We start from the raw sequence: 25,317 nt of genomic DNA on the forward strand, positions 1-25,317 counted from the left end.
CTCCACTCCCGCCCCCCGGGTCATTCCGCAGGCTCCACTCCCGCCTCCCGGTGGGAGTGGACCCGCAGATGCGCGTATCCGATCCAGGAGACGAGCACCGCGAACGCAGCGGCCAGCCTTACGGCGCCCAGCGCGCTCTCGGGATACACGACGCCGGTCAGGTAGTGGCTGATGAAGCCCGTCGACGGCAGTTCCGCGACGCCGGCACGGACCCGCGCCCAGTTCTCCACCGCCGTCAGCGGGCAGTCGACGCCGACGACGACCGACGTGAAACCCCATGCGACGGCGCAGACGTGGAGCCAGATCGTTCTCGGCAGACGCCACGCCACGAACCCGCCCGCGACGACGTAGGCGATGAATGCCAGATGCACCACCACCGTGACGTCGGCGACAGCTCGGTAGAGCATGTGTCGATCGTAGGCGCTAGAACGACCAGGTGTGTACGGGTCCGCCCTCGTTCATCTGCGTGACGTAGTCGGCCAACATGCCCGAGAGCGCGTCGTCACGAGACTGCCCGGCGCGTTCGCGGTCGACGACGGAGTTCCGTTGCCACACCGAACCGGAGACCTTCGCCAGGCACCGGCCCTCGATCACACCGAGATAGCGGTCCCGCACCTCCGCGTCGACGCCGTACGCCGCAAGACCGGCATCGGCCATCGGCAGCAGGCGTCGCAACACCAGTTCCTGCGGACTGACCCACCCGACCTCGGGCCAGTACAGACGCGCATCGAATCCGCTGCGGGCCGCGGAATGTAGATTCTCGGCGGCCGCGTCGTACGACATCTGCGACCACAGCGGACGATCGGCTTCTGCGAGAGTCCGTAGCGTTCCGTAATAGAACGCGGCATCGGCGAGGCTGTCGACGACCGTCGGCGCGGCGGGCAGTACTCGGTTCTCCAGCCTGATGTGGTGGCCGCCGTCGGAGCGATCGTAGATCGGGCGGTTCCAGCGGTACACCGTCCCGTTGTGCATCCGCAGCTCCGACAACTCAGGTGTACCACCCTGCGCGAGAACCTCTTTCGGGTCCTCGTCGCTGCAGACCGGGAGCAGGGCGGGAAAGTAGCGCGAATTCTCCTCGAACAGATCGAAGATGGACGTGATCCAGCGTTCTCCGAACCACACACGGGGGCGGACGCCCTGGTTCTTCAGCTCCAGCGGGCGGGTGTCGGTCGCCTGCTCGAACAACGGAATTCGAGTTTCGTGCCACAGCGCGCGGCCCGCGAGGAACGGTGAATTCGCCGCCAGCGCAACCTGAATGCCCGCGAGCGCCTGCGCACCGTTCCAGTACGAGGCGAAGTCGTCGGGGGAGACCTGCAGGTGCAGTTGCATCGACGTGCATGCAGCCTCGGGAAGAATGGTGTCGGTGATCGTGTTCAGATCTTCGGCGGCGGTCGATCCCGGCAGGCGAACGCCGGGAATCTGCAACTCGATGTCCTCACCTCGCGCGGCGAAGATCTGCTGATTGAGCAGATCGTATCGAGGATTCGACGAGAGCCACCGATGCTCGAAGTGCTTCTCGGTCAACGTCGGAAGCATTCCGATCATGACGAGACGGCTGCCCGACTCACGCGCTCGCTCGTCGGCGGCGTTGAGCGACCGACGAAGGTCCGACTCCAACGCCCCGATGCTGTCGCCGCGCATCGGCCGCGGCTCGACGTTGATCTCGATGTTGAACTGGCCGAGTTCGGTCTGATAATCCGGATCGGCAATGGCGTCGAGGACCGTCGCATTGGCCATCGCGGGAGCCATCTCGTCGTCGACGAGATTCAGCTCGACCTCCATGCCGATTCTCGGCTCGCCGACGTCGAACGTGTCGTGCGCGAGCATCGTCGCGAGTGCGTCCAGACAGTCCTGGACCTTCTGCCGGAACCGATGCCGGTCCTGACGGGTGAACTTGCGCCGGTCGACGTCGTCGCCCATGTTGTGACCACCCTGTTTTCGCCCCGTATGTTGCCGAGTGTCTCGTATAACCGTGACCGTCGCAGCACAAACGTAAGCGACACGATCACCAGGGAGAGGGCACGAAATCCTTGAGGAACTGGCCGTAGAGGTCCACCCCGAGTTCGCCCTGGACGATCGGGTCGTAAACCCGTGCTGCGCCGTCGACCAGGTCGAGCGGTGCGTGGAATCCCTCGTCGGCGAGCCGCATCTTGGTCGGATGCGGGCGCTCGTCGGTGATCCAACCGGTGTCGACGGCCGTCATGAGGATGCCCTTCTCGCGCATCTCCTTGGCGCTGGTGCGCGTCAGCATGTTCAGCGCCGCCTTCGCCATATTGGTGTGCGGGTGACCGGGACCCTTGTATGCGCGGCCGAACTGGCCTTCCATCGCCGAGACGTTGACGACGTACTTGCGACGCGCGGGCGAGGTTTCCATGGCGGCACGGAGACGACTGACGAGGATGAACGGCGCGACGGAATTGCACAGCTGCACTTCGAGGAGTTCGACGGGATCGACCTGCTCGACGGTGTGCACCCAGCTGTTCGTGTCCGCGAGATCGGGCACGAGACCACCGGCGTCGATGGCGATGCCCTGCTCGATACGTTCGGCTGTTGCCGAACCGGCCACGAGCGCAAGCGAACTCACGGCGTCCGCCGTCAACGTGCCTGCGACCGCGCCCACGGCAGTGCCGGGCAACGCGCTCGTCAGTGCGGCCGGATGCGCCTCGCTCGTCTTGCCGAAGGTGATCACGTCGGGCCGCGGACCCGACGGCAGCGCTTCGGATTCCGCGTCGATCAACGCACTGTACGACCCGGCCGAGCGCTTCACCGTCTGCGCCGCGTTGTTGATGAGAATGTCCAGCGGACCCTCGGCTGCGACCGAATCGGCAAGGGCCACAACCTGAGCGGGGTCGCGGAGATCGATTCCGACGATGCGCAGACGATGCAGCCACTTGTCGCTGTCCTCCATGGCGCTGAACCGTCGGATCGCGTCGTTCGGGAAGCGAGTGGTGATCGTGGTGTGGGCACCGTCGCGCAGAAGCCGCAGGGCGATGTACATGCCGATCTTGGCGCGTCCACCGGTCAGTAGCGCGCGCCGTCCCGTGAGGTCGGTGCCTGCGTCGCGCTTGCTGCGGTTCGTCGCAGCGCAGTCCGGGCACAGCTGGTGGTAGAACGCGTCGACCTGGGTGTAGCGCTGCTTGCAGATGTAGCAGGGGCGAGGACGGATGAGCGTGCCCGCGAATTCCCCCGTCGCACGTGCTGTCAGTGACAGACCTGCCGTCTCGTCGTCGATGCGGTCGGGGGAGCCCGTTGCGGTGGCGGCGACGACGGCCCGGTCCGCTTCGGACTTCGCGTTGCGGGCAGCGATACGACGAGCCCGCTTGAGGTCCTTGAACATCTGCCCCGACGCCCGCTGCACGACAATGGAATCAGGGTGATTCTTGTCCAGATCGCCTGCGAGCTTCAGCACCCGTAGACACGTCTCGAGATCGGCGGGATCGATACCGGTGTCGGCGTCGGTCATCTTCTTTTTCCTCCCAGGCAGGCGCCTGTCACTCGACTGCATCCGGACAAGGACTGTAGCCGGACGACGACCGAATCGAGAACAACGACGTAGGCCCCGACTCCAAAGGAATCGGGGCCTACGTCGTCTGTCTCAACTCAGATCTTGTTCGATCTCACCGAGGCGTCGGTGTCGATCTCTGGTGTCCGAGGGGGGACTTGAACCCCCACGTCCGTTAATAGGACACTAGCACCTCAAGCTAGCGCGTCTGCCATTCCGCCACTCGGACCAGTTTGCGTTGTTCTGTTGTTCGACGAGCACTCCGTCGCTCGCACACCCGGTCGCTGTGTGCTCGTTAAAGCTATACGAGAGACGCCCGATCTCCCAAATCCGCACGTCATGCGACCCGTCACGTCACCCGCGCATCCCGGACAGGTGGTAGGAAAGTGTGGTGTCTTCAACCGATAACTCCGCACCAGCGACAGTCCCGACCACAGCACTGGACGAGGTCGTCGATCTCGTCAGTGCCCTGATCCGATTCGACACGTCCAACACGGGCGAACTCGAGACCACCAAGGGCGAGAAGGAATGCGCGGAGTGGGTGGCGCGGAAACTCGAGGAGGTCGGATACGAGACGGTATACGTCGAGTCCGGTGCTCCCGGCCGAGGCAATGTCTTCGCGACACTCGCCGGCGCCGATCCCGACCGCGGCACGTTGATGATCCACGGCCACCTCGACGTCGTTCCCGCCGAACCCGCCGACTGGAGTGTCCATCCGTTCTCGGGTGCGGTCGAGGACGGCTACGTCTGGGGACGTGGCGCCGTCGACATGAAGGACATGGTCGGCATGGCGCTCGCGCTGGCCAGACAGTTCAAGTCGCGCGGAACCGTTCCGCCTCGCACCATCATGTTCGCGTTCCTCGCCGACGAGGAGAACGGCGGCAAGTGGGGTTCGCACTGGCTCGTCGACAACCGTCCCGACCTGTTCGAGGGTGTGACCGAGGCAGTGGGAGAGGTCGGTGGCTTCTCGCTGACCGTCGCGCGTCCGGACGGCACCGAGAGGCGGCTGTACATGGTCGAGACGGCCGAGAAGGGTCTCGGCTGGATGAAGCTGACCGCGAAGGCGCGCGCCGGACACGGATCCTTCCTTCACGACGAGAACGCGGTGACCTACCTTGCCGAGGCAGTGGCCAAACTCGGCAATCACACGTTCCCACTGGTGATCTCCGATTCTGTCGCGGAGTTTCTTGCCGCGGTCTCCGAAGAGACCGGTCTGGATTTCGATCCGACGTCTCCGGATCTCGACGGCACCCTGCAGAAGCTGGGAAGTATCGCTCGCATCGTCGGTGCCACGCTGCGCGACACGGCCAACCCGACGATGCTGAAGGCGGGATACAAGGCCAACGTGATTCCGCAGACGGCCGAGGCGATGGTCGATTGCCGCGTCGTGCCGGGTCGTCAGGCCGAGTTCGAGCGTGAGGTCGACGAACTGATCGGTCCGAACGTCGAACGCGAATGGATCACCAAGCTCGATTCGTACGAGACCACGTTCGACGGTCACCTCGTCGACGCGATGAACGACGCCGTCCTGGCTCACGACGCGAACGGGCGGACCGTTCCGTACATGCTCTCCGGCGGCACCGACGCCAAAGCGTTCGCGCGGTTGGGAATTCGCTGCTTCGGATTCGCTCCGCTCAGGCTCCCACCGGAACTCGACTTCGCCGCGTTGTTCCATGGAGTCGACGAGCGGGTACCCGTCGCTTCGCTCGAGTTCGGTACACAGGTACTGGAACACTTTCTGCTCCACAGCTGAGACCCCCAGCTGCACTCAGGATCGCTACGAAAGGACCGTCGATGACATTCGACCCGTACGCCGCGCTGCCCGACCTGCCGTCGTTTCAGCTCACCTCGCAAGATCTCCAGGAAGGGGCGACGCTCGATCTGCAGCAGGTCAGCGGAATCATGGGCGCGGGAGGACACGACAATTCACCGCAGCTGTCGTGGTCCGGCTTCCCCGAGGGCACCAAGAGCTTCGTGGTCACCGCGTACGATCCCGACGCACCGACCGCATCCGGGTTCTGGCATTGGGCCGTCGCGAACATTCCGGCGGACACGACGTCGCTCGTCGCGGGTGCAGGCGACGACGGCGGCACCGGAATCCCCAGCTCGGCAATCACATTGAAGAACGACGCAGGCCTTGCCCGCTACATCGGTGCCGCGCCGCCCGCCGGACACGGCCCGCATCGGTACATCTTCGCCGTGCACGCCGTGGACGTGGAGCGACTGGAGGTCGACGACACGGCCACGCCGGCGTACCTCGGGTTCAATCTCTTCTCGCACGCCATCGGACGTGCATTGCTGACCGGCGTCTACGAGGCGTGATGGTGTGGGGCGTGCGGTGTGTCGTCCGCGCGCCCCACACGATCGTCAGCGGCTCGCCGACCCCACCGCGTCCGACAGCGTCGAAAAGCCGCCTGCGCGAACACGTTCGGCGATGCCCTTGTTGATGCGCCGCATCCAGAACGGGCCACCGTAGATGAATCCGGTGTAGCCCTGCACGAGGGACGCGCCTGCCGTGATCCGCTCCCATGCCTGATCGGGCGTCTCGATGCCACCGACGGAGATCAGCGCGATCCGGCCCCCCACGCGGGCGTACAGCCGTCGGAGCACCTCCAGCGAGCGTTCGGCCACCGGCGCGCCCGACACTCCACCTGCGCCCGCGGCCTCGACGACGGCACGATCGGTGCGCAGGCCTGTCCGCGAGATCGTCGTGTTCGTTGCGACGATTCCGTCCAGTTCGAGCTCGACCGCCAGATCGGCGACGGCGTCGATATCGTCGTCCGACAGGTCGGGAGCGATCTTCACCAAAACCGGAATCGACACGACGCTCTGTACTGCGGAGAGGATCGGCCGCAGGGATTCCACTGCCTGCAGGTCACGCAGACCCGGTGTGTTCGGCGAACTGACGTTCACGACCAGGAAGTCGGCCAGCGGTCCGAGGAGGGTTGCGCTTGCGGTGTAGTCGGCGGCGGCTTCGGCGGCCGGTGTGACCTTCGTCTTGCCGATGTTCGCGCCGATCGGAATCATGCCCCGACGACCCCGCAGGATTCCGGCCGCAGCGCCTGCGCCGTGATTGTTGAAGCCCATGCGATTGACGAGGGCTCGGTCGTCGGGAAGGCGGAACAGGCGGGGCTGCGGGTTGCCGGGCTGAGCCTGAGCGGTGACGGTTCCGATCTCGGCGAACCCGAACCCGAGAGGACCCCAGGCGTCGACACCGTCGGCGTTCTTGTCGAATCCGGCCGCGAGACCGAGAGGCGCGGGGAACTCGACGCCGAACACCGTGCTGCGTAACAACGGATCGTCGACGACGAGGATCTTCTGCACGAGCGCCCGTAGGGGTGCGAACGCGGTCACAGCGCGCATCGCGCCGAAGGCAATGTGGTGAATCTTCTCGGGCGGGAGAAGGAACATCAGCCGGAGCAAAGCGCGATACAACGTGTGACCCACAGATCTTCTCTCTACTTGGAGTCCCGGTCGAGGGACACTTACATGCCCGGTTCGGGAACGTGATAGGCCGTCTTCTTGCGTTTGAGCAGAACCCGTCGACTGCCGTCCGTGTACAGCCGGACCCGGGACAGCTCCCAGCCGCCGAACTCGGCCTGAATCGCGAGCCGCATCGATGCTGTCACGCGTGTGACGTCCGGAGGCAAGCGGAGGGGAATGTACTCCCAGTCCTCGGAGGTGATGTCCCAGTCGGACGGAACGCGGGTGCGTGCGGTGGTCGTGTTCGGCGCAGTGAATTTCGGCACTGTGGATTTCGGCACTGTGGCATTGCCTTTCGCTGGTGTTCTATCGCCCCTCGGCAACCGAAATTCGCTGCAGTCCATTCCCGGTCGCCGACCCGACGAACAGGTCACCGGTGTCGGAATCCACCGCGATCGAATCCGGCTGCCGGACGGTCGGGAACCGTGCGACCTCGACCGGAATGCCCGTGTCCAGCGTGTATCCGACCACTTCGTTGTCTCCGGGCAAACTGATCCAGACGACGTCGGACTTGTCATCGTAGGCGACGGCCCACGGCTGCGCATCGACCGGAAAGCGCTGACGGAGCAGCAGATCCTCGGAGGAGTAGACCAGCAGTTCGCGTCCGACGGTGTCGGTGACCAGAATCCGTCCGAACCTGTCGGTGTCGAGGTGCGCCGCTCCTTCGCCGGCTCGCAAGGCGAGGCCGAGGGAACCGTCGTCGACTTTCACCTCGGTGAGCGAGGTCTGGTGGCGGTCGAGAGCGGTCACGCCGTACTGGGTCGATGCCAGCGCGTCGACCGACGTCAGACCGCCGACCGTCTCGACCTGTGACCGATCGCCGTCCGGGTCGACGACGTGAATCGTGCCACCGTCGTCACCCGCGGCGAAGCGGCCGTCGTCGAGGCGCGCCGCGCTCGTCAGATTCGCGTCGATCGGAATGGAGTCGATGTCCGACGTGCGCAGATCGACTTCGACGAGCGATCGGTCCATCGGTAGCAGCAGGCGACCGTCACCGGCGTCGGCGATCCCGGCGGCCGCTCCCGGTAGTGAGATCTCACGAGGTGGTTGGTCGGCGATCTGGCCGTCGGGAGCGGTGAACACGACAAGCGACATCAGGTCGTCGGACAGCGCGACGACGGAGCGCGTGTCGGCGTCGAATGTGGTGGAATGCAGACCGGAAGGGGAGTCGGTGACGACGCCGATCGGGGGTACCGCAGTGTCGGGGGAGTCCACTCTCGTCACCGGTTCGAGGTTCACGGCATCGGGTTCGTCGCTGCTGTCGCTCGAGCACGCCGTCGCGAGAAGCACAGCCGAAGCGGCCGCCATGACCAGAGCGATCCGCCGCGGCGACTGTGTGTGTTCCATCGGTTTCGTCTGCTCCTGACAACGTTCGTGTTCTCGGTGACCGCTCCCAAGCCTGCCTGATCGCTCCGGCGAGCCCGTCGTCGGACCCGACTCGGACCGATCTGCGCGTGGCGGTACCGTGGTTCGCGGGGAGAAAACGAGGAGTCGAGTTGGAAACCGAAGATCGTTTCGACACCGCAGGCACTTCACTCCAGCACGCCCAATCCGACCGATTCGACGTCGAAGAGATCACCACGGGATCCCACGCCAACGGATTCGGCAGGACCGACGACGGTCGGCCGTTCGCGTTCCGTGTTCACCGAGGCACGTTGTATCTGGCGGTCTACCGCGCGACCATGTCGTCCGCCGTCCCGGACGAGTCCGACGTCTCGGCCGTCGCCGAGCAGTCGATGACCGAGGTCGACATCGCCGACGAACGCAGCGTCATCGCTGCGGTGCGCGACGCCGTCAACCATGCGACTCCGGTCGACTCGTCGACCAGCGAGTCGTCACCGATGAGGTCGCTTCTGGGGCGGATGAGCTCACTGATCGACGTCGGCTGACTCCGGGCGCGACGAGCCGTCGCGCACCGGCAGCACGAGCAGAGCGCCGGTCACGGGGTGATCGAGTACCTCGACGGAATGACCGTAGACCCGGGACAGCAGGTCCGCCCGCAGGACCGTCCTCGGGCTACCTACGGCTTCGAGCGAGCCGTCGTGCAGCACCGCGATCCGGTCGGCGTACGCGGCTGCGAGACCCAGATCGTGCAGAACGACGACGACTGCACTCCCGGCGAGTGCGCGTCCACGTGCGACGGACATCACCGTTTCCTGGTGACCGAGGTCGAGCGCGGCCGTCGGCTCGTCCAGGAGCAGGGTCGTGGTGTCCTGGGCGAGAACTCGGGCGAGGGACGCGCGGGCTCGTTCGCCGCCGGACAGACTCGAGAACGGTCGGTGCGCGAACCGAGCGACGTCGCACTCGTCCATCGCGGCCGCGATCGATACGTCGTCCCCGTCTTGGTACGGCGTTCCGTTCCACGGCGATCGGCCCATCCTCACGACCTGTTCGACGGTGAACGAGAAACCGACGGTGTGCTGTTGGGGCAAAACGGCTCGCCGACGCGCGACTCGAACGTCCGACCACGACGACAACGGTCGCCCCTGTAGTTCGACCGTGCCCGCCTGGGGGTCGGTCTCTCCGGCGAGCACTCCGAGGGCCGTCGACTTGCCTGCCCCGTTCGGTCCGACGAGTGCGAGAACCTCGCCTGCGACGATGTCCAGGTCGAGCGACCGCAGAACGGTACGACCGGACCGAACTGCGTCGACGCCTCGGGCGCGCAGTGTGACGTCGCCCGGCGTGACGGGGGTGAGTTCGTCGTGTCGGCGGGAGAACAGCCTCATGCCCATCCGCCCTGTTTCGCTCGTGTGCGGCGCAACATCCAGAAGAAGAACGGCGCGCCGATCAGCGACGTGATCATGCCGAGCGGCATGTCGACGTTCGCGACGAGCGAGCGGGCCAGCAGATCGGAGCCGATCAACACCACGGCACCGCCCAATGCGCTTGAGGGAATCAGCGTGCGGTGCGCCGGTCCGAGAAGCATGCGCATCAGATGCGGGACGACGAGCCCGACGAACAGGATGATGCCGGTGAACGCGACCCCGGACGCCACCAACAGCGCGACGACGACGATGGCGAACTGTCGCAGCCGTTCGACGTCGACGCCGAGGTGTCGTGCGACGTTCTCGCCGAGCGCAAGGAGATCGAGCCGGTGCGCGATGGCCATCGACGCCGCGATCCCGACCACCGCCAGCGGAGCGACGACGGCGACAGCCTGCCAGGTGGCCCCGGACAGCGATCCGAGCTGCCAGAAGACGATCTGATCGCGAGCCGCGGGCGACGCCACGAACGTGAAGAACGCGATCAAGCCGCCCGCGAAGGCGTTGATCGCGACGCCGGTGAGGATGAGCGTCACCACCTCGGTCCGGCCGCCCCCGCGCGCGAGGAGATAGACCAGCACGGTCGTGATCAGCCCGCCGAGGAACGCGGCGGTGGCGACCGACCAGACGCCCGCGAATGCGCTTCCGAGCACGAACACGGACGACGCGCCGACCGCTGCTCCCGACGACACACCGATGACGCCCGGCTCGGCGAGCGGGTTGGCGAAAACGCCTTGCAGCAATGCGCCCGCGCAGCCCAGGCTTGCGCCCACGACGGCTCCGAGCGCGATGCGCGGGAAGCGAACTTGCCAGAGCGTGACGTCGCCGCTCGGATGCGACGGCATGGGGCCGACGTCGAGACCGATGCGGTGGAAGATGCTTCCGACGACTTCCAACGGGGTCGTCTGCACCTGGCCCGTACAGGCGGAGACCAGAGCCAGCACGACGACGAGTGCCGCGAGCACACCGAACACCGCCCAGGTGCGCAGGTGTCGGTGCCGTTCCGGCGTCGACCCGACCTGTGTCTCTGCGTGGGACGTCATGAAGCCGGTTCGTAGACGGCCTTCGCGAGGGCGTCGAGTACTTTTCCGGTGTTCGGACCGAAGCTGAGGATCACGCCGTCGGCCATGTCCACGATGCGCTCGGACTGCCCGGCCGGCGTCTGGGCGATCCCGGGCACCTGTTCGAGGCCCTCGATGCCGCCGATGGACTCGAGGCCGTCGGTCATCATCAGTATGACGTCGGGTGCGGCTGCGATCAGCGCTTCGCTGGTGACCGGCACGAACTGCTGGGTCAGGCCGGATGCGGTCCCCGCGTCGTCGGCGCCCAGCGCTGCGACGAGCGAATCCGCTCCCGAGCCGGGTCCGGCGAGCATCTTGATCGCGGGACCGCGCATGTACAGGAACGCGATCTTCAGCGGGTCACCGTCGGTCGGCGCCGCGCGTGTCGCGGCGTCGATCTCGGAGGCTGTGCGCTCGGCGAGTCGTGCGCCCCGGTCGGGAACGCCGAGAGCCGACGCGACGGCCTCGATCTGCGGTCCGACGCCGTCGAGAGTGCGCGTCGGGTCGAAGTAGACGACCGGGATGCCCGCAGCCCGCAACTGGTCCTGGACCGCGCGTGGCCCGATGCTCGTGTCGGTCAGCACGACGGTGGGGTTCAGCGCGAGGATTCCTTCTGCGCTGAGCGAATGGCCGCCAGGGGTCACGTCGGTGACGTCGGCGACCGCCGGGAAATCGGCGGACGTGTCGCGGCCGACGAGGTTGTCACCGAGTCCGAGGGCATACACCGTCGTGGCGAGAGTGCCGTACTGGTCGGCTGCCACGATCCGGCTGGTGTCGGACACCGTGACGTCGACTCCGTCCAGACTCCGCGTCGTGACGGGCAGCGCGGGTGCAGGCGCGTCGGTGATGGGTTCCGGATCCGGATTCTCGACGACCGCCGTGCGCGGTCCGATCGAGCCCGCGGACTCACCGCCGTTCCCGGCATCCGTCCCCGCGCACGAGACGAGGACGACGGACGACACCGCGGCGACGATTCCGAAGGCCAGCCGTGTCCGCTTCGCGCGCAATCCGTTCACGCGAACAAGGTTAGCCTGTCCATGATCAGCTGCTGACGTCGTTCAACGCCGACGTGATGGCGCGCGGGAGTTCGAGATCCTCGGCGACCAGTACGCCCGTCAGCTGCGCCAGATCGCGGGCGCCGACGATGGCAGCACTGACGCCGGGTCGATCACGCGCCCAGGCCAGCGACACCGCGAGAGGCGACGTGCCGAGTCCACTGGCCGCGGTGACGGTGGCGTCGACGACGTTGTCGGAAGTGTCGGTGAGATACGCGGCGATGGAGTGTGCGTGCAGGTCGTCGGCGCCGCGCGAGTCCGCAGGCGTGCCCTTGCGGTACTTGCCGGTCAGAACACCGCCCGCGAGCGGAACGGCCGCAAGGACGCCGACGCCGTGATGCACCGCCGCAGGAATCAGCTCGTCCTCGATGCCGCGTGCGAGCAGGGAGTACTCGGCCTGTGTCGCGACAATGCGGCCCGCTCCTGCCGCTCCCGCCGCCGTCGCGAGTTGCCACCCGAGGTGACCGCGCGCCCCGACGTAGCGCACCTTGCCGCTCGTCACCGCGTAGTCCAGTGTGGCCGCGATCTCGTCGACCGGTGTATTCGGATCCCAGGCCGCGACCTGCCACAGATCCAGGTAATCGGTGCCCAGTTCGCGCAGAGTTTCCTCCAACTGGCCCAACAGAGCGCGTCGCGAGCAGTCCACGCGGTAGGTGTCGCGCTGCGTCGACACGCCGGCAGCACCGCTGACGATCAGATTGCGGCGCGGGACGACGTCGTCGAGGACCTCGGCGAGAACTCGCTGTGCGCGGCCGTCACCGTAGGCCGGCGACGTGTCGACGAGAGTTCCACCGGCGTCCGCGAACGCGGACAGCTGAGCAGCGGCGTCGTCGCCGTCGGTGCCGCTGCCCCATCCGAGGGTGCCGAGTCCGAGTCTCGACACACGCAGCCCGCTGGAGCCGACAGATCTCTGCTTCATGACGTTCGACAGTTCCTCACTCGAGTGATTGCGGCACGGGGGCGCGCCGAGTCAGCAGAGTAGTGCGCGACGCGGGGCGGTGCGAGTGTCGCCCAGTGCGCATGTCGGTTGTTAGGTACGGTCAGCATCGTGAACATGCTCGCCGAATCCACAGCTCGGAGCCGTCCGAACGGACGCCGCATCACCGGACGGGGGCAGGTCCGATGATCGGTGAGTCCATGACCTGGTTGCAGGCGATCGTCCTCGGAGCGGTGCAGGGGCTCACCGAGTTCCTGCCGATCTCGTCGTCCGGTCACCTGCGCATCGTGTCCAGCGTCTTCTTCGGCGACGACGCGGGCGCGTCGTTCACCGCGGTGTCGCAGCTCGGCACCGAAGCCGCGGTGCTGCTGTTCTTCTGGCGCGACATCGTGCGCATCGTGAAAGCGTGGTTCGTCGGCCTCCGGGACAAGACTCAGCGCACCCTGGACTACCGCCTCGGCTGGTACGTGATCATCGCCACCATTCCGATCGGTGTGCTCGGGTTCTTGTTCAAGGACCAGATCCGTACCGGGGCTCGCAATCTCTGGCTGATCGCGACGATGCTGATCGTCTTCGCGATCGTCATCGCCGTCGCCGAATACGTCGGCACCAAGCGCAGGCCGATCGAGCAGATCACGACGCGCGACGGCCTGGTCATGGGACTGTCGCAGTGCCTCGCGTTGATTCCTGGTGTCTCTCGCTCGGGTGCCACGACGAGTGCGGGCCTCTTCATGGGCCTCGAACGCGAAGCGGCGGTGCGGTTCTCGTTCCTGCTCGCGATCCCCGCGGTCACCGCGTCCGGCCTGTTCTCGCTTCCCGACGCCTTCGCGCCGGCGGGCGAGGGTCTGAACGCGTCGGGACCGCAGTTGATCGTGGCGACGCTGGTGGCCTTCGGTCTCGGCTACGCGTCGATCGCATGGCTGCTGAAGTTCGTCGCGAACCACTCGCTGTACTGGTTCGTCGGCTACCGCATCGTGCTGGGTGTGGGAGTCATGGCGCTGTTGGCGACGGGCGTCGTCTCGGCGACCTGATAGGCCGGGCGTGGAGCCTGGGAGAAACGACCTGATTCAGTCTGCCTATTAGGCTGGCGTTCATGACGGTGATCTTGTTGCGCCACGGTAGGTCCACGTCGAACACGGCCGGAACGCTGGCGGGCCGGTCGGTGGGCGTCGGCCTGGACGACCGCGGGGTGGAGCAGGCTGCGTTCGTCGCCGAGCGGCTCGGTTCGCTCCCGGTGGAGGAGATCGTGCGTTCGCCGCTGCAGCGGTGCGAGCAGACCGTCGAACCGCTGGCTGCGAAGCGCGGGCTGACCCCGGTGGTCGAGGAGCGGCTGCTCGAGGTCGACTACGGGTCGTGGACCGGGCGGGCGATCAAGGAGTTGGTGAACGAGCCGCTCTGGAAGGTCGTGCAGCAACACCCGTCCGCCGCGATCTTCCCGGGCGGCGAGGGTCTCGCGCAGGTTCAGGCGAGAGCGGTCGCAGCGGTCCGTGAGCACGATGCACGACTCGCCGAGGAGTACGGGCGAGACGTGTTGTGGGTTGCCTGCACACACGGCGACGTCATCAAGTCGGTGCTGGCGGACGCCCTCGGCTGCCACCTCGATTCCTTTCAGCGCATCGTCGCCGATCCGGCATCGGTGAGCGTCGTGAGGTACACCTCGACCAGGCCGTTCGTGCTGCGAACCAACGACACGGGGCTGGATCTGTCGGGTGTGGTTCCTGCCGTCGAGAAGGCGTCGTCCACGTCGTCCGGATCGGCGTCGGAATCGCAGACCGGGTCGGATTCCGACGCGGTGCCGGGCGGAGGTTCCGGAGCGTAGTCCGCTCGATAGCGGATAATGAAACAGTGCGGGGTCCGATAGGGCGGATCCCTTCGGTACGTTCTTTCGAGCTCGTACGCCATGAACCCAGGAGGTGCAATGCCACGCGCAATACATGTTTTCCGCACCCCTGATCGATTCGTCGCAGGAACCGTGGGTGAGCCCGGCGACCGATCGTTCTTCCTGCAAGCCGTACACGAGACGCGAGTCGTGTCGGTCGCTCTCGAGAAGCAGCAGGTTCAGGTACTCGCCGACCGTATGGGTCTGTTACTCGACGAGGTGCATCGTCGGTTCGGCGCGGACGTACCACCGGAGGAGACGACGGTGGGGGACACGAGTCCGCTGCTGACGCCGATCGACACCGAGTTCCGCGTCGGGACGATGGGTCTCGGCTGGGACGCGGACGCGAACGCCGTCGTCGTCGAGTTGTTGGCCATCAGCGAGACCGAGGTCGACGAGTCGGTCGTGCTCGACGACACCGACGAGGGTCCCGACGCCGTTCGGGTGTTCCTGACACCGATCCAGGCGCGTGAGTTCGCGCTGCGCTCGGAGAAGGTGATCGCCGCCGGACGGGCCCCGTGCCCGCTGTGCGGTCAGCCGCTGGCGCAGGACGGCCACACGTGTGTGCGATCCAACGGATACCGGCGTGACGCGACCTTCGGCTCCGCGACCGAACTGGGCGACGAACTTTGATCGAAGACAGGCCACCGTTCGCCGGGCGTGCCGTCATGGAAACCGGCGAACTGACCGTCGTCGGTCGGGTCGTGTCCGCGAGCAATGCGACGTTGGTGTGCGAGGCAACCCTCGACGGTGACGCTTCCGGCACGTCGACCGAATCCTCCGAGCCGGTGCGCTGCGTCTACAAGCCCATTCGCGGCGAGGTGCCGCTGTGGGATTTCCCGGACGGCACTCTCGCAGGCCGTGAGATCGCGTCGTACGAGATTTCCGACGCGCTCGGCTGGGGCGTCATCCCGACGACGATTCTGCGCGACGGGCCGTTCGGGCCCGGCATGGTGCAGCGCTGGATCGACACTCCCGAGCCGCACGGGGAGGACGGTACGCGCATCGACCTCGTCGACCTCTGTCCACCCGAACTCGTGCCGGAGGGGTGGATTCCGGTTCTGCAGGCTTACGACGGCGAGGGGCAGGAAGTCGCCCTCATCCACGCCGACGATCCACGTCTGCAGCGCATGGCCGTCCTCGACGTACTGCTCAACAACGCCGACCGTAAGGGCGGCCACGCGCTAGAGGGACTCGACGGCTACGTCTACGGCGTCGATCACGGCATCTGCCTGCACTCCGAGGACAAGCTGCGCACCGTGCTGTGGGGTTGGTCCGGCAGGGCGATCGACGACGCGTCGATGAGCGACATCGTCGAGTTCGTCGACACGTTCGCCGACGCCGTCGAACCGCGACTGCGCGGCCACATCACCGAACACGAGATCGATGCACTGCTCGCGCGAGCACGCGGACTGATCGCACGACCTGTCATGCCCGAGCCTCGGTCGAGTAGGCCGATACCGTGGCCCGCCTTCTGAGACGACTCCGATAGGCTCGTCTGCATGCAGTCTTGGTCCGACACAGCCGTTCCGTCGATCCCCGGTCAGGGGCCACCACTTCGGTTGTACGACACCGCGGACCGGCAAGTGCGGCCGGTCACTCCGGGTCAGCAGGCGAAGATGTACGTCTGCGGAATCACCCCGTACGACGCGACGCATCTCGGTCATGCCGCAACGTATCTGACGTTCGACGTGGTGAACCGTCTGTGGCGCGACGCCGGACACGACGTGCACTACGTCCAGAACGTCACCGACGTCGACGATCCGCTCTTCGAGCGTGCGGACCGAGACGGTGAGGACTGGCGTGATCTGGGTGCCCGGGAGATCGCGCTGTTCCGTGAGGACATGGAGGCGCTGCGTGTACTGCCTCCTCGTGACTACATCGGTGCGGTCGAGTCGGTCGACGAGGTCGTCGAACTGGTCGAGAAGCTGCTCGCTTCGGGTGCGGCGTACGTCGTCGACGACGAGCAGTACCCGGACGTCTACTTCCGTGCCGACGCGACGCCGGAGTTCGGATACGAGTCCGGTTACGACCGCGCGACCATGGACAAGTTCTTCGCCGAGCGCGGGGGAGATCCCGATCGCGTGGGCAAGCGGGATTCGTTGGATGCGCTGCTGTGGCGTGCCGAGCGCCCCGGTGAGCCGTCGTGGCCGTCCCCGTTCGGTCCCGGTCGCCCCGGCTGGCACATCGAGTGTGCGGCAATCGCACTGAATCGCATCGGATCCGGCATCGACGTCCAGGGCGGCGGTAGCGACCTGATCTTCCCGCACCACGAGTTCTCGGCCGCGCACGCCGAGGCAACATCCGGCGACGGCCGTTTCGCGCGCCACTACGTGCACACGGGCATGATCGGTCTCGACGGCGAGAAGATGTCGAAAAGTCGCGGCAACCTCGTCTTCGTGTCGAAGCTGCGCGCGCAGGACGTGGATCCGGCGGCCATTCGTCTCGGTCTGCTTTCCGGGCACTACCGCCAGGACCGAGCGTGGACCGACGAGGTGTTGGAGCGTGCGCAGGAGCGTCTGGCGCTGTGGCGTCGTGCCGCGGCATTGGAATCTGCCGTCGGCGCCGACGACGTCGTCGCCCGACTGCGTCAGCACCTCGCCGACGACCTGGACACCCCCAAGGCGCTCGACGCGCTCGACGCATGGGCGAGTTTTGCTGTTGCACAGGGCGGTTCGGACACGTCGGCACCCGGTCTCTTCGCGGACGCCGTCGATGCGTTGCTCGGTGTGAATCTGCGCTGACCGATAAAGCACCTCGAACCCCGTGCGCTGGGTCGGCGCACGGGGTTCTCGGGCGTCAGCGAGCGAACTCGAGCCCGCCCTCGGCGCGTGTCGGGACCCGACGCGTCAGCGGGGAACCCAGTGCCGCAGCAAGATCGGTGCCGTCGTGCTCGGCGAAGAGTTCTCCGTTGTCCCACACCAGAAGTGCGGCGCTGACGGTGTTCTCGGCGGTCGAGTGTGCGAGATCGTAGTGCGCGCAGCCAGGCACATGGGAGTACGTGATCCACAGGTCGTACCCGGTCATGAACAGGTCGAGATCGAATTGCACACTGAGACCGAGCAATTCGCTTCGACCGTTGTCGTCGACGCCGGCGAACGCCTCGTCGAGCGCGAGCAGTCGCGGCGAATGCGGGTCGGCCGACGACAACATGACGTGGGCAGCGGCGAACAACGGCAGGTGCAGCGACACCGACTGCTCACCGCCGGACAGTGCACTGTGACGGGCCACCGTCAGACGGTCTTCCGTCCCGTCGCCGCGGATCAACGAGAACGAGAACACGCGCCAACGTCGATAGTCGAGCGTCGTAGCGAGAATCTCCGGATAGGAACGTTCGGGGTGCGCGGCACGTGCGATCCGGATCTCCGACGCGAAATGGGCACGCATCGTGGCGAGATCCTCCGCATTCAGTGCCGACGCGTCGCGGTCGAGCAGCTTCGAGATCGCCCGGGCGCCGTCGTCGAGATTGTCGGCGAGCACCCAGTGCACGCCGATCGTGTTGCCCGACGACATCTTTCGCTGCTTCATCTCGGTCGACATCTGCGCGATCAGCTCGCGGGCGTCGACGGTCCGTTCGTGGATCTGCTGCGCCAATCCGGTGAGCAGGGCATCCTCGAGGATGCGTCGCTCGTGCTCGGTGAGCAGCAGCTCCTGGTTCGACCGTGCATCGGCGATGCGTTCGGCGAATTCGCCGACCGACGAGTACCCCTGCTCGTCCTGGACGCGGACGACGGTCAAGCCGTCCGGCGCGTCCCACTGCAGTCGGTAGTCCTGGCCGGACCCGGCGAGTTGCGAATCGAACTCCTGTAAAGCCCCGGTCAGCGCGGTCCGCGTGCTCTTGCGGTACGAATCGCTCGCCTTCACCGACGAAGTCGCTGCGTCGAGCGCCCGATGCATCTCGTGCACGACCGGTGGCAGAACCTGGATCTCCTCGTCCGGGCCGGAGGCGTGCTGGATGCGGTACAGAATCTGATCGACGGTGAGCCACGCCGAGTCGCTGGCCGGCCACGCATAGACTTCGTCCACGCCGAGGATCGTGAGCAGATCCTTGCGTGCGTAGGGTGCGAGACGGTTTGCGTCGCCGAGAGTTTCGGTCAGTGCTGCCCGCAAGCTCTCTTGGGCGGTGTTGCACGCGCCCTCGGCCTTGCCGATCGCCTCACCTGCCTCCTTGTCGGCCTTGCGGGCAGCGCGCTGTTCCACCTTGCACTTCTCTATACGCTCGCGCGCCTGCTCGAGATCGGCGTCGATCTGGTCGGCGGTGGCACCGAGATTCTCACGCAGAAGCTCGAGACGCTGTACCTGTTGGTGATGGTTCTCCTCGGCGATCGCCGCTTCCTCGGCGAGTTCCTCGGCGAGACCCGTTGCTTCTTCCAGACGGTTCTGCGCTTCCCGCTGGCGTTCGGCTTCGCGCACGTTGTCTCCGCGTCGGCGCAGGACGAGCGCACCTTGGTTCTCGAAATGCCGAATCGCCGCGGCGAGCGAGTCCACGTCCCGAGCGGTGTGCGGGGTGCGGTGCGCGACGGCGGTGGTTCGCAGATGCTTCTCGCGGGCGGACAGTTCGGCGATCGCCTGGTCGAGTTCGCGGTCGGCCGCCGTCGACGCCGCCTGTGACGTGCGCAGCGCACCGGCAGCTTCGGTGACGGACTTCTGCGCCTTGGCGATGGCGGCCACTCTCGGCAGTTTCTTGGCGGCCGTGGTCAAGTCTCGGAGCAGTTCACCGGCCGCGCGCTCGGTGTCCTGGGCTGCGGTCAGCGCGGCCTCGGTGGACACGATCGACCCGTCGAGCTCGGCGATACGAGCGGCGCGACGCCGTGCGCGTGCCGTGGCTCCGATGTACTCCGCGTCGCTCTTGACGTGACGGCCCTGCTGTACGCCCTGCCAGAACCGGCCGTCGACGCCGACTGACACCGCCGAGTTCTCGGACGCGCCGTCGCGGCGGAGGGCGACCGACTCCAGAATCGCGCTGACCACCCCTTCGGGAACATCCGTATTCGGCTCCACCTCGAGAACGTCCGCCAGCGTCGAACCACGCGGGCGGTCGGTCTCGGGTATAGCGACCAGGAACTGGTCGGATTCGAGCGACGTCGGCGCGTCCGACGCCGAGACCCACCCGTCGAGCAGGTTCGCCGCCTGCAGCGCCGCTTCCACGCCCGCCGCATCGGCTGGGTCGACCCCGTCGGCGAACCGGACGAGTTGCCACAGCGGTGCGCCGACGAGACCGTCGCGCGAGCTGATGCGGGCCGCGAACGGCGGGGGAGCGTCGTCGTGCTCCGCGCTGATCGTGTCGCGCTCGGATCGCATGAACGCCAGTTCCTCCGACAGCGCTGTCGCTGTCATCGATGCCTGCGCCCGTCGTGCACGCACCGACTCCAGACCGTCCGCCGACGCGTCGGAGAGCACGGCGTCGAGGCTCGGTGCGTCGTCTTCACCGATGTGCGGCACAGCGGCGTCGAGCTGTTCGAACGCCGTGACACCGATGTCGGCCGACGCGTACAGCGTCGAGTGCTCCGACCACCACGAGCGAAGTCCCGACGCGAACTGGGCCCGTGCCAGTTCGACGGCGGCTTCGGCCTCGGTGACGGCAGCGCGGGCCGCGTCGAGAAGTTCGCGAGCCCGGGAACTGCTCTTGTCGGCCCGTGCCCGTTCGGTCGCCGCCTTCTCGACGGTACTCAGCGCCTCGCGCACAGCGCGGACGTCGCCGTCACGTTCCTCGGCGTGGCCACGAAGTGCGGTGGTGAACTGGTCGCTACGCGAACCCGACGGCAACGGCGTCCACACGATGCCCGCGTCTTCGGCTGCCGCCTGAAGGTCGTCCTCCGCCCGACCGAGTGCTGCGACGGAGTCGCGCAGCGCTGCCTCTGCTCGGGTCGCGTCCGCGGACCGTTTCTCGAGTTCGGCTTGGGCGCCTCGTGCACGATCGGTCTGGGTCTTCGCGGACACCGCGAGCTTCTCGGCGGACTCGGCGAGATCGTCCAACTGCTGCTTGCCCTCGTAGGCGCTCGAGCGCTGCAACGTCTCGCGGTCGGCGACAGCTTGGTCCAGTGCACGCTCGGCGTCGTCGAACCGCTTCTCGGCCGCCTCGCGCTCGCCGAGGCGTCGTTCCTTCAGCGCTGCGGCAGCGAAGTGTGCCGTCGTCGCGTGCGTAACGGCTTCGAGGCGGCGCGTCACCGTCTCGATGTCCGAACGTGCCTGCACACGAAGGTATTTGGAGTAGACGGAGACGAAGCTCTTCGCGGCTCGATCGGCTTGGGCGAGCCCTTCGAGGGCGCGGCCGACCTCTTCCATGTCACTGAACGATCGTGCGGCTTCGAGAACGAGTTGTTCGTCGAGCGGACGCAGACCGTCGGTCAGCGCTTGCGACAGGCCCTTCGGGTCGAGGTTCTTCGCGAGCTGGGGCCGACGTAGCGTGAGGATCAGGTTGATCAGCTGGTCGTAGCGTTGCGCGCCCAGTCCGAACATGCGGGCGTCGATCGCAGCGCGGTAGTCCACCGGGCGATCGGTCAGCGCATCGGTGCCCAGCTGTTCGGCGAGCTGCTTCTTGGTCAGCGGGCGATCGTCGGAACCGATCAGCGAGAAGTCGACGCCCACACGGCCGTCCGCGACGAAGTACCACCGCGTGACCTTGTCGTTCGACTTGGTGGCGCGCATGCCGATGCCGACGGTCACCGACTCGGGATCGTCCGTCGAACCGCGCCCGAACTCCATCCAGACGTACGAGTGCGCACTCTCCTGTCCGCGGTACAGGAGGTTGGACTTCATCGTGCGTTCCTCACCGGCGAACGGATTCAGCCTGCGCGGTTCGATACGTCCGTCGAGCACGAAGGGGAAGAGCACCTCGAGTGCCTTGGTCTTCCCCGAACCGTTCGGTCCGCGCAACACCAGTCGCCCGTCGGCGAAGGAGAACTCCTGGTCGCGGTAGTCCCACAGGTTGATGATGCCCGCGCGGGTGGGGCGGAAGCGCTGTGTGTGTGCTGTCATCTAGTACGCCTCGGTTTCTGCTGAGTTCGAGTTGTCGAAAAGGGAGTCCTGGGGCGTGCGCTCGCGCACGTTGACCATGACGTCGCGGTAGCGGGCGATCGCGGGGAGCACGAGTACTCCGCCGGACACGCTGCGCACCAAGCGAAGTCGGTCGAGCATCGCGATCGCGCGTTCGCGCAGTCCATCGGGGTCCGCCTGCCATTGCGCGGCGAACGTCTTCCCGAAGCGTTCGATCAGGTCGGCGACAACGCTTGCGAGCCAGCTGTTCTCGAGGAACGGGTAGGTCGAGGCCTCCGTGTCGTCCTTCGAAGCCATTGTCGCGGAACCGAATTCGGCAAGATCGTCGAAGATGCCGCCACCGGGGATCGCGGCGTCGAGGCGGTCGATCAGATCCGAGTCGTCCGGCATCGTGTGCGTGGCCAACTCGTCGGCGTCCGGATCGACGACCCGATCCGACATCTCGCCCGCAAGCAGCAACGCGACCTGGGCGATGGTGCCGGTACTCGGAAACCGTATGTCCGACAACCGTCCTGACGTGTCGATCAATGCGACGCCCTCGGCGCGCCGTTCGGACACCAACCCGGTGAGCAATTCGACGTCGGCGACGGTCCGGTCGGCTGCGAGCGCCGAACGCTCGTCACGATCCAGGTCGTCGAAATAGACGACGGGCCGTTCCACCAGCAACCGTCGCACCTGTCGAATGGTCTCCTTCGGATCGGAGCGGACCGGGGTGTCGTCGTCCTCCATCGTGACGACGTCCGACCCCGCCAGCAGGCCGGTTACCGATCGGAGGTGCTGAATCGCACGCGGGGGCCGGAACATGGCGACGACGACGGACCGCTCGATGTCGTAGAGCGCCTCACCGGATGCAGGGTTGTTCGCCCAACCGCCTGCATCGCCGTCGGCGAGCGAGATCGCGCCGCGAGTACCGAGCCAGCCCACGGCGTCGACGAACGCGTCGCGGTCCGAGGCGCGGTCGGTTGCCAGTTCGACGCCGTCGACCTGAGCTGCTTCTCCGGCAACGTGATCGGCCAATTCGGACAACGTGATCTGGTTTCCCGCTCGACCGAGAGCTGCCAGCGCCAGTGCCAGGTACGCGTACCGTCGCCGATCGAACACGCGGTCCGACGCCGTGCGCGCCGGCTGAGTCGGGTCGAGCGCGTCGAGCACGGGAAACAGCCGGGCGGTGGTTTCGGTGACCTCGAGTCGATACCCGAAGAGTTCGAGCAGGTCCTCGCGCAGTTCGGTCGCCCAGCGTCGGAGCAGAGGGAGGGCGATCCGGTCGGGAAAGGTCGTCGTCACGAGGTGGTTGGCGAGCGCTACCCGCGCTGCACGCTGATAGGAATCGAGTGCGAGAGTGGGGATGTCGCGTGCTCTCATCGACGCGTCACCTCTGCGACGTCGAGCGTGAGTCGGTCGAGATGCAGTCTGCCCCTTGCTGTTCGGACGACAGTGGACGTCGGGCTGTCGCTCAGCGTCAGCTTGACGCCGCTGTCGGACCCCGTGGATCCCGACGTTCGACCGCTGACCTTCACGCGTGCGGTCAGGGCTGCATTGAGCAAGCTCAACAAGACCTCGGTTTCCTCCTCGTCGAGAGTGCGTTCGAAGACACCTGCCGTCGCCAGCGACTGCGCCGCGACGCTGCGTGAGCGCTGGGCTTCCAGTTGGCGCTCGCGGAGGCGTCGAATACTGCCGTCGTTGCGTTGCAACCGGCCGGGGACGCCGGGCGACGGCGTCCTGCCGGTTTCGGCGAGCGTCCGGGAGATCTCGACGGGGGGAGCATCCCACCAGCTTCGCGACGTCGGGATGATGTCCGCATCGGGATGCACCATCGACAGGTGTCGGGGGCGTCCGAGCCCGAACACCGCATGGAACAGCGCGTGCGCGCTGTCCTCGGTCGGACTGTTGGCGAACCACCCGGCAAGGTGACGTAGCTGGCTCTCGCGGCTGACGCCGCCCTTCCGTGTCTCGGTGACGCGGCGCAGAAGCGACAGAACTGCCGCGATGGCGCTCATCGTGCCCTCACGCAGTCGTTCGGATTCGCTGAGCTGGGATTCCGCCGCGACGAACCAGTGCGACAGGCCGGACCACCGGGCACGCCAGTCGGCGCGGCGTTCGTCGACCGTCAGGAACACTCGCTCGTCGCTGACCGCAGCACGGTCGATCAACGCGTCGATGCCGGTGGCCTCGACGACGCCGATCGCCTCGGCCAACTTGGGCGCGTAGCGCGTCAGGTCGGAGCTGAACTCACGCATGTGCGTCAGCAGCGCGTCCTTGTGCACGAGAAACGACTCGGGAGTGATCTCGGTGGTGCGCACCAGGTCACCGAGCACGAGGTAGAAGTGGGCGGCACGCGTCGCCATCTCCGACAGAGTCGAGTCGAGCCGCGACAGTTTGCGGTAGATCAGGTCGCCGTCGGCCTGACGGTTCGCGTCGGCGAGTTCGTGCATGTCGGCCAGGAGTTCCGGGAGCACGAGCCGCGAGAGCGACGCGTCGTCCAGGCGGGCGCCCAGCACGTCCTCGACGGCACGGAACGCCTTGTAGCCGGCCTGACTGAACTGATAGACGAAGTGGCGGTTGCGGTACTCGGCGAGCGTCGCGGCGCGTGAGCCGTCGTAGCTGCGTTCGAGGAGCTCCCAAGAATGCAGCTGTTCGAGCAACGGCCCGATTTCCGACGCGCTCAGCTGCGCATCGTCCGGCGCGTTCCTGGCCAGGGTGTCGGCGATGTCGGCGGCGTGCAGGAGAACGACGTAGTTGGCACGGGCGATGTCGAACGCGCGCAGCACCCAGAGATACTCGTGCCGCTTCTCTGCCACGGTGAACGCGAACAGTTTGAGGCGATCTTCCTGCAGAAACGTCGCCGCGCCCATCGCACGTGCGTTGTCGTCACCCGAATCGCTCACTGGAACAGGGTAGGGGGTGCGCGTGTGGGAGCGAAAACACGTGACGTTCGTTCTCGTGCAATCAGCTGCCGAGGCGACTCCCACCCGTCGACGGATTCGCGGGAATTTCGCAGCGGACGTCATGTCCGCGCAGGTTGCAGCAGCTGCGCGGGTTGCAACGTGCGCGCTGGCTGGAACCTGCGCGGACAAGCGAGACGTCCGATCGCTCCTTCCCGCGCAGGTAGCTGGCCGGGCGTCGACTCAGGAAGAACTCACAGCCGGCGTGGACCCCCTGTCAGGGGGCGCGGCCCGTGGCATCGCAATCGGCGCCACCACCGCGAGAAGAAGTGCGGGGACCAGGAATCCGGCTGCAGGGTGTACGAGGTAGAGCGGCGTCAGTGCGAGTGGCGCGAGGGCGGCGCCCGAGAAGCGGAAGGCCTGAACCACCGATACCGCGCCGCCCCGATTCGCCCCACCGCCGAGTACTGCGGCGTTCACGCCGACGAGCACGAATTGCGATGCCACGCCCGCCAGTGCCCACGCGACTCCGACGGCCCACAGCGCCGGAGCTGTTCCGGCTACGGCGACGAGAGCAGCACCCGCGACAGCGCCGATGACGACGGTTCGGCCCGAGCCGAGACGGTCGATCAACCGACCGACCGCCCGCGCCGTCAGGATGCCGGTCAGCCCGAAGACGGTGAGCAGCACACCGCGCTGGGGCGCATTCAAGCCGAACACGTCCTCGGCGCGATACGCGAGCATGAAGTTCAGCCCACCC

Annotated in this window: 22 protein-coding genes and 1 tRNA gene; 8 read left to right on the plus strand and 15 right to left on the minus strand. The window is 66.7% G+C overall.

All coding sequences use genetic code 11. The annotated features are described in order from the left end of the window. Positions 1-20: 20 nt before the first annotated feature. The 4 genes from RhoFasB10_RS24460 to RhoFasB10_RS24475 all read right to left on the minus strand — a co-directional run bounded on the left by RhoFasB10_RS24460 (position 21) and on the right by RhoFasB10_RS24475 (position 3,731). Positions 21-407 carry a DUF2784 domain-containing protein gene (locus RhoFasB10_RS24460; RefSeq protein WP_068424185.1) on the minus strand — a complete coding sequence of 129 codons (387 nt, stop codon included), beginning with the start codon at positions 405-407 and terminating at the stop codon, positions 21-23. Between the two features lie 16 nt (positions 408-423). Continuing rightward, positions 424-1,920: a glutamate-cysteine ligase family protein gene (locus tag RhoFasB10_RS24465; protein WP_068424183.1), complete on the minus strand. Its 1,497-nt coding sequence runs from the start codon at positions 1,918-1,920 to the stop codon at positions 424-426. An 85-nt stretch (positions 1,921-2,005) separates the two neighbouring features. After that, positions 2,006-3,463, minus strand: coding sequence for an SDR family NAD(P)-dependent oxidoreductase (locus RhoFasB10_RS24470; protein WP_167679058.1), 1,458 nt, complete (start codon positions 3,461-3,463; stop codon positions 2,006-2,008). Positions 3,464-3,642: 179 nt separating this feature from the next. Further along, a tRNA-Leu gene (locus RhoFasB10_RS24475) sits at positions 3,643-3,731 on the minus strand. A 162-nt stretch (positions 3,732-3,893) separates the two neighbouring features. On the opposite strand from RhoFasB10_RS24475, the gene RhoFasB10_RS24480 reads away from it, so the two are divergent. After that, positions 3,894-5,255 carry a M20/M25/M40 family metallo-hydrolase gene (locus RhoFasB10_RS24480; protein ID WP_167679060.1) on the plus strand — a complete coding sequence of 454 codons (1,362 nt, stop codon included), beginning with the start codon at positions 3,894-3,896 and terminating at the stop codon, positions 5,253-5,255. A gap of 41 nt (positions 5,256-5,296) precedes the next feature. Then, positions 5,297-5,824, plus strand: a complete 528-nt coding sequence (locus tag RhoFasB10_RS24485; protein WP_114329490.1) for a YbhB/YbcL family Raf kinase inhibitor-like protein — start codon at positions 5,297-5,299, stop codon at positions 5,822-5,824. Positions 5,825-5,869: 45 nt separating this feature from the next. Here the strand turns inward: RhoFasB10_RS24485 and RhoFasB10_RS24490 are convergent, their stop codons facing one another. From RhoFasB10_RS24490 to RhoFasB10_RS24500, 3 genes are read right to left on the minus strand one after another with little or no spacing between them, the layout of a single operon-like run. Next, complete coding sequence (locus tag RhoFasB10_RS24490; RefSeq protein WP_068425892.1) at positions 5,870-6,937, minus strand: quinone-dependent dihydroorotate dehydrogenase; 1,068 nt, start codon at positions 6,935-6,937, stop codon at positions 5,870-5,872. A 50-nt stretch (positions 6,938-6,987) separates the two neighbouring features. Beyond that, complete coding sequence (locus RhoFasB10_RS24495; RefSeq protein ID WP_243636664.1) at positions 6,988-7,266, minus strand: DUF5703 family protein; 279 nt, start codon at positions 7,264-7,266, stop codon at positions 6,988-6,990. A gap of 25 nt (positions 7,267-7,291) precedes the next feature. Next, entirely contained in the window at positions 7,292-8,332 is a 1,041-nt protein-coding gene (locus RhoFasB10_RS24500) for a hypothetical protein (RefSeq protein WP_068424175.1), read from the minus strand. Positions 8,333-8,481: 149 nt separating this feature from the next. Here RhoFasB10_RS24500 and RhoFasB10_RS24505 point away from each other — a divergent pair, with 149 nt between their 5' ends. Further along, entirely contained in the window at positions 8,482-8,874 is a 393-nt protein-coding gene (locus tag RhoFasB10_RS24505) for a hypothetical protein (RefSeq protein ID WP_206031326.1), read from the plus strand. On the opposite strand, the gene RhoFasB10_RS24510 is transcribed toward RhoFasB10_RS24505, so the two are convergent. The 4 genes from RhoFasB10_RS24510 to RhoFasB10_RS24525 are packed head-to-tail and all read right to left on the minus strand — an operon-like array spanning position 8,854 to position 12,782. Then, on the minus strand, positions 8,854-9,717 hold the full coding sequence (locus RhoFasB10_RS24510; protein WP_068424173.1) for a heme ABC transporter ATP-binding protein: 864 nt from the start codon (positions 9,715-9,717) through the stop codon (positions 8,854-8,856). The two genes, RhoFasB10_RS24505 and RhoFasB10_RS24510, sit on opposite strands and share 21 nt — an antisense overlap. Then, entirely contained in the window at positions 9,708-10,790 is a 1,083-nt protein-coding gene (locus tag RhoFasB10_RS24515; RefSeq protein ID WP_068424171.1) for an iron ABC transporter permease, read from the minus strand. Before RhoFasB10_RS24515 ends, RhoFasB10_RS24510 begins: the two co-directional genes overlap by 10 nt. Then, complete coding sequence (locus tag RhoFasB10_RS24520; RefSeq protein WP_254303471.1) at positions 10,787-11,824, minus strand: ABC transporter substrate-binding protein; 1,038 nt, start codon at positions 11,822-11,824, stop codon at positions 10,787-10,789. Before RhoFasB10_RS24520 ends, RhoFasB10_RS24515 begins: the two co-directional genes overlap by 4 nt. Before the next feature lie 25 nt (positions 11,825-11,849). Further along, positions 11,850-12,782, minus strand: a complete 933-nt coding sequence (locus RhoFasB10_RS24525; RefSeq protein ID WP_068424169.1) for an aldo/keto reductase — start codon at positions 12,780-12,782, stop codon at positions 11,850-11,852. 206 nt (positions 12,783-12,988) lie between these two features. Between RhoFasB10_RS24525 and RhoFasB10_RS24530 the strand changes: the two genes are divergently transcribed. The 5 genes from RhoFasB10_RS24530 (at position 12,989) to mshC (ending at position 17,423) form a co-directional block, all read left to right on the plus strand. Continuing rightward, positions 12,989-13,831, plus strand: a complete 843-nt coding sequence (locus RhoFasB10_RS24530) for an undecaprenyl-diphosphate phosphatase (RefSeq protein WP_174551413.1) — start codon at positions 12,989-12,991, stop codon at positions 13,829-13,831. A 62-nt stretch (positions 13,832-13,893) separates the two neighbouring features. Continuing rightward, positions 13,894-14,619 carry a histidine phosphatase family protein gene (locus RhoFasB10_RS24535; RefSeq protein WP_068424167.1) on the plus strand — a complete coding sequence of 242 codons (726 nt, stop codon included), beginning with the start codon at positions 13,894-13,896 and terminating at the stop codon, positions 14,617-14,619. Positions 14,620-14,718: 99 nt separating this feature from the next. After that, entirely contained in the window at positions 14,719-15,312 is a 594-nt protein-coding gene (locus RhoFasB10_RS24540; RefSeq protein ID WP_068424165.1) for a DUF3090 domain-containing protein, read from the plus strand. A 35-nt stretch (positions 15,313-15,347) separates the two neighbouring features. Continuing rightward, entirely contained in the window at positions 15,348-16,157 is an 810-nt protein-coding gene (locus tag RhoFasB10_RS24545) for an SCO1664 family protein (RefSeq protein WP_068424163.1), read from the plus strand. 24 nt (positions 16,158-16,181) lie between these two features. Beyond that, positions 16,182-17,423, plus strand: coding sequence for a cysteine--1-D-myo-inosityl 2-amino-2-deoxy-alpha-D-glucopyranoside ligase (gene mshC, locus RhoFasB10_RS24550; RefSeq protein WP_068424161.1), 1,242 nt, complete (start codon positions 16,182-16,184; stop codon positions 17,421-17,423). A 55-nt stretch (positions 17,424-17,478) separates the two neighbouring features. Here mshC and RhoFasB10_RS24555 read toward each other — a convergent pair whose 3' ends face one another. From RhoFasB10_RS24555 to RhoFasB10_RS24570, 4 genes are all read right to left on the minus strand, one after another. Further along, a complete protein-coding gene (locus RhoFasB10_RS24555) occupies positions 17,479-21,657 on the minus strand; it encodes a TIGR02680 family protein (RefSeq protein ID WP_167679062.1) in 4,179 nt (1,392 codons plus the stop codon). After that, complete coding sequence (locus tag RhoFasB10_RS24560) at positions 21,658-23,037, minus strand: TIGR02678 family protein (protein WP_167679064.1); 1,380 nt, start codon at positions 23,035-23,037, stop codon at positions 21,658-21,660. Next, a complete protein-coding gene (locus tag RhoFasB10_RS24565) occupies positions 23,034-24,527 on the minus strand; it encodes a TIGR02677 family protein (protein WP_167679068.1) in 1,494 nt (497 codons plus the stop codon). The genes RhoFasB10_RS24560 and RhoFasB10_RS24565 overlap by 4 nt, the downstream gene beginning before the upstream one ends. 273 nt (positions 24,528-24,800) lie before the next feature. Further along, positions 24,801-25,317 (minus strand): MFS transporter (locus RhoFasB10_RS24570; RefSeq protein ID WP_167679066.1); only part of this gene is annotated, 517 nt, incomplete at its 5' end.

Source organism: Rhodococcus sp. B10 (assembly GCF_011770055.1).
GTDB lineage: Bacteria > Actinomycetota > Actinomycetes > Mycobacteriales > Mycobacteriaceae > Rhodococcoides > Rhodococcoides kyotonensis_B.

What these genes read in the sequence shown, in the direction of transcription:
- RhoFasB10_RS24510 (WP_068424173.1), bottom strand. Translation starts at nt 9,717, where the DNA reads ATGGGCATGAGGCTGTTCTCCCGCCGACACGACGAACTCACCCCCGTC.
- RhoFasB10_RS24560 (WP_167679064.1), bottom strand. Translation starts at nt 23,037, where the DNA reads ATGAGAGCACGCGACATCCCCACTCTCGCACTCGATTCCTATCAGCGT.
- RhoFasB10_RS24500 (WP_068424175.1), bottom strand. Translation starts at nt 8,332, where the DNA reads ATGGAACACACACAGTCGCCGCGGCGGATCGCTCTGGTCATGGCGGCC.
- RhoFasB10_RS24460 (WP_068424185.1), bottom strand. Translation starts at nt 407, where the DNA reads ATGCTCTACCGAGCTGTCGCCGACGTCACGGTGGTGGTGCATCTGGCA.
- RhoFasB10_RS24535 (WP_068424167.1), top strand. Translation starts at nt 13,894, where the DNA reads ATGACGGTGATCTTGTTGCGCCACGGTAGGTCCACGTCGAACACGGCC.
- RhoFasB10_RS24565 (WP_167679068.1), bottom strand. Translation starts at nt 24,527, where the DNA reads ATGGGCGCGGCGACGTTTCTGCAGGAAGATCGCCTCAAACTGTTCGCG.
- RhoFasB10_RS24545 (WP_068424163.1), top strand. Translation starts at nt 15,348, where the DNA reads ATGGAAACCGGCGAACTGACCGTCGTCGGTCGGGTCGTGTCCGCGAGC.
- RhoFasB10_RS24525 (WP_068424169.1), bottom strand. Translation starts at nt 12,782, where the DNA reads ATGAAGCAGAGATCTGTCGGCTCCAGCGGGCTGCGTGTGTCGAGACTC.
- RhoFasB10_RS24465 (WP_068424183.1), bottom strand. Translation starts at nt 1,920, where the DNA reads ATGGGCGACGACGTCGACCGGCGCAAGTTCACCCGTCAGGACCGGCAT.
- RhoFasB10_RS24555 (WP_167679062.1), bottom strand. Translation starts at nt 21,657, where the DNA reads ATGACAGCACACACACAGCGCTTCCGCCCCACCCGCGCGGGCATCATC.
- RhoFasB10_RS24485 (WP_114329490.1), top strand. Translation starts at nt 5,297, where the DNA reads ATGACATTCGACCCGTACGCCGCGCTGCCCGACCTGCCGTCGTTTCAG.
- RhoFasB10_RS24470 (WP_167679058.1), bottom strand. Translation starts at nt 3,463, where the DNA reads ATGACCGACGCCGACACCGGTATCGATCCCGCCGATCTCGAGACGTGT.
- RhoFasB10_RS24515 (WP_068424171.1), bottom strand. Translation starts at nt 10,790, where the DNA reads ATGACGTCCCACGCAGAGACACAGGTCGGGTCGACGCCGGAACGGCAC.
- RhoFasB10_RS24540 (WP_068424165.1), top strand. Translation starts at nt 14,719, where the DNA reads ATGCCACGCGCAATACATGTTTTCCGCACCCCTGATCGATTCGTCGCA.
- mshC (WP_068424161.1), top strand. Translation starts at nt 16,182, where the DNA reads ATGCAGTCTTGGTCCGACACAGCCGTTCCGTCGATCCCCGGTCAGGGG.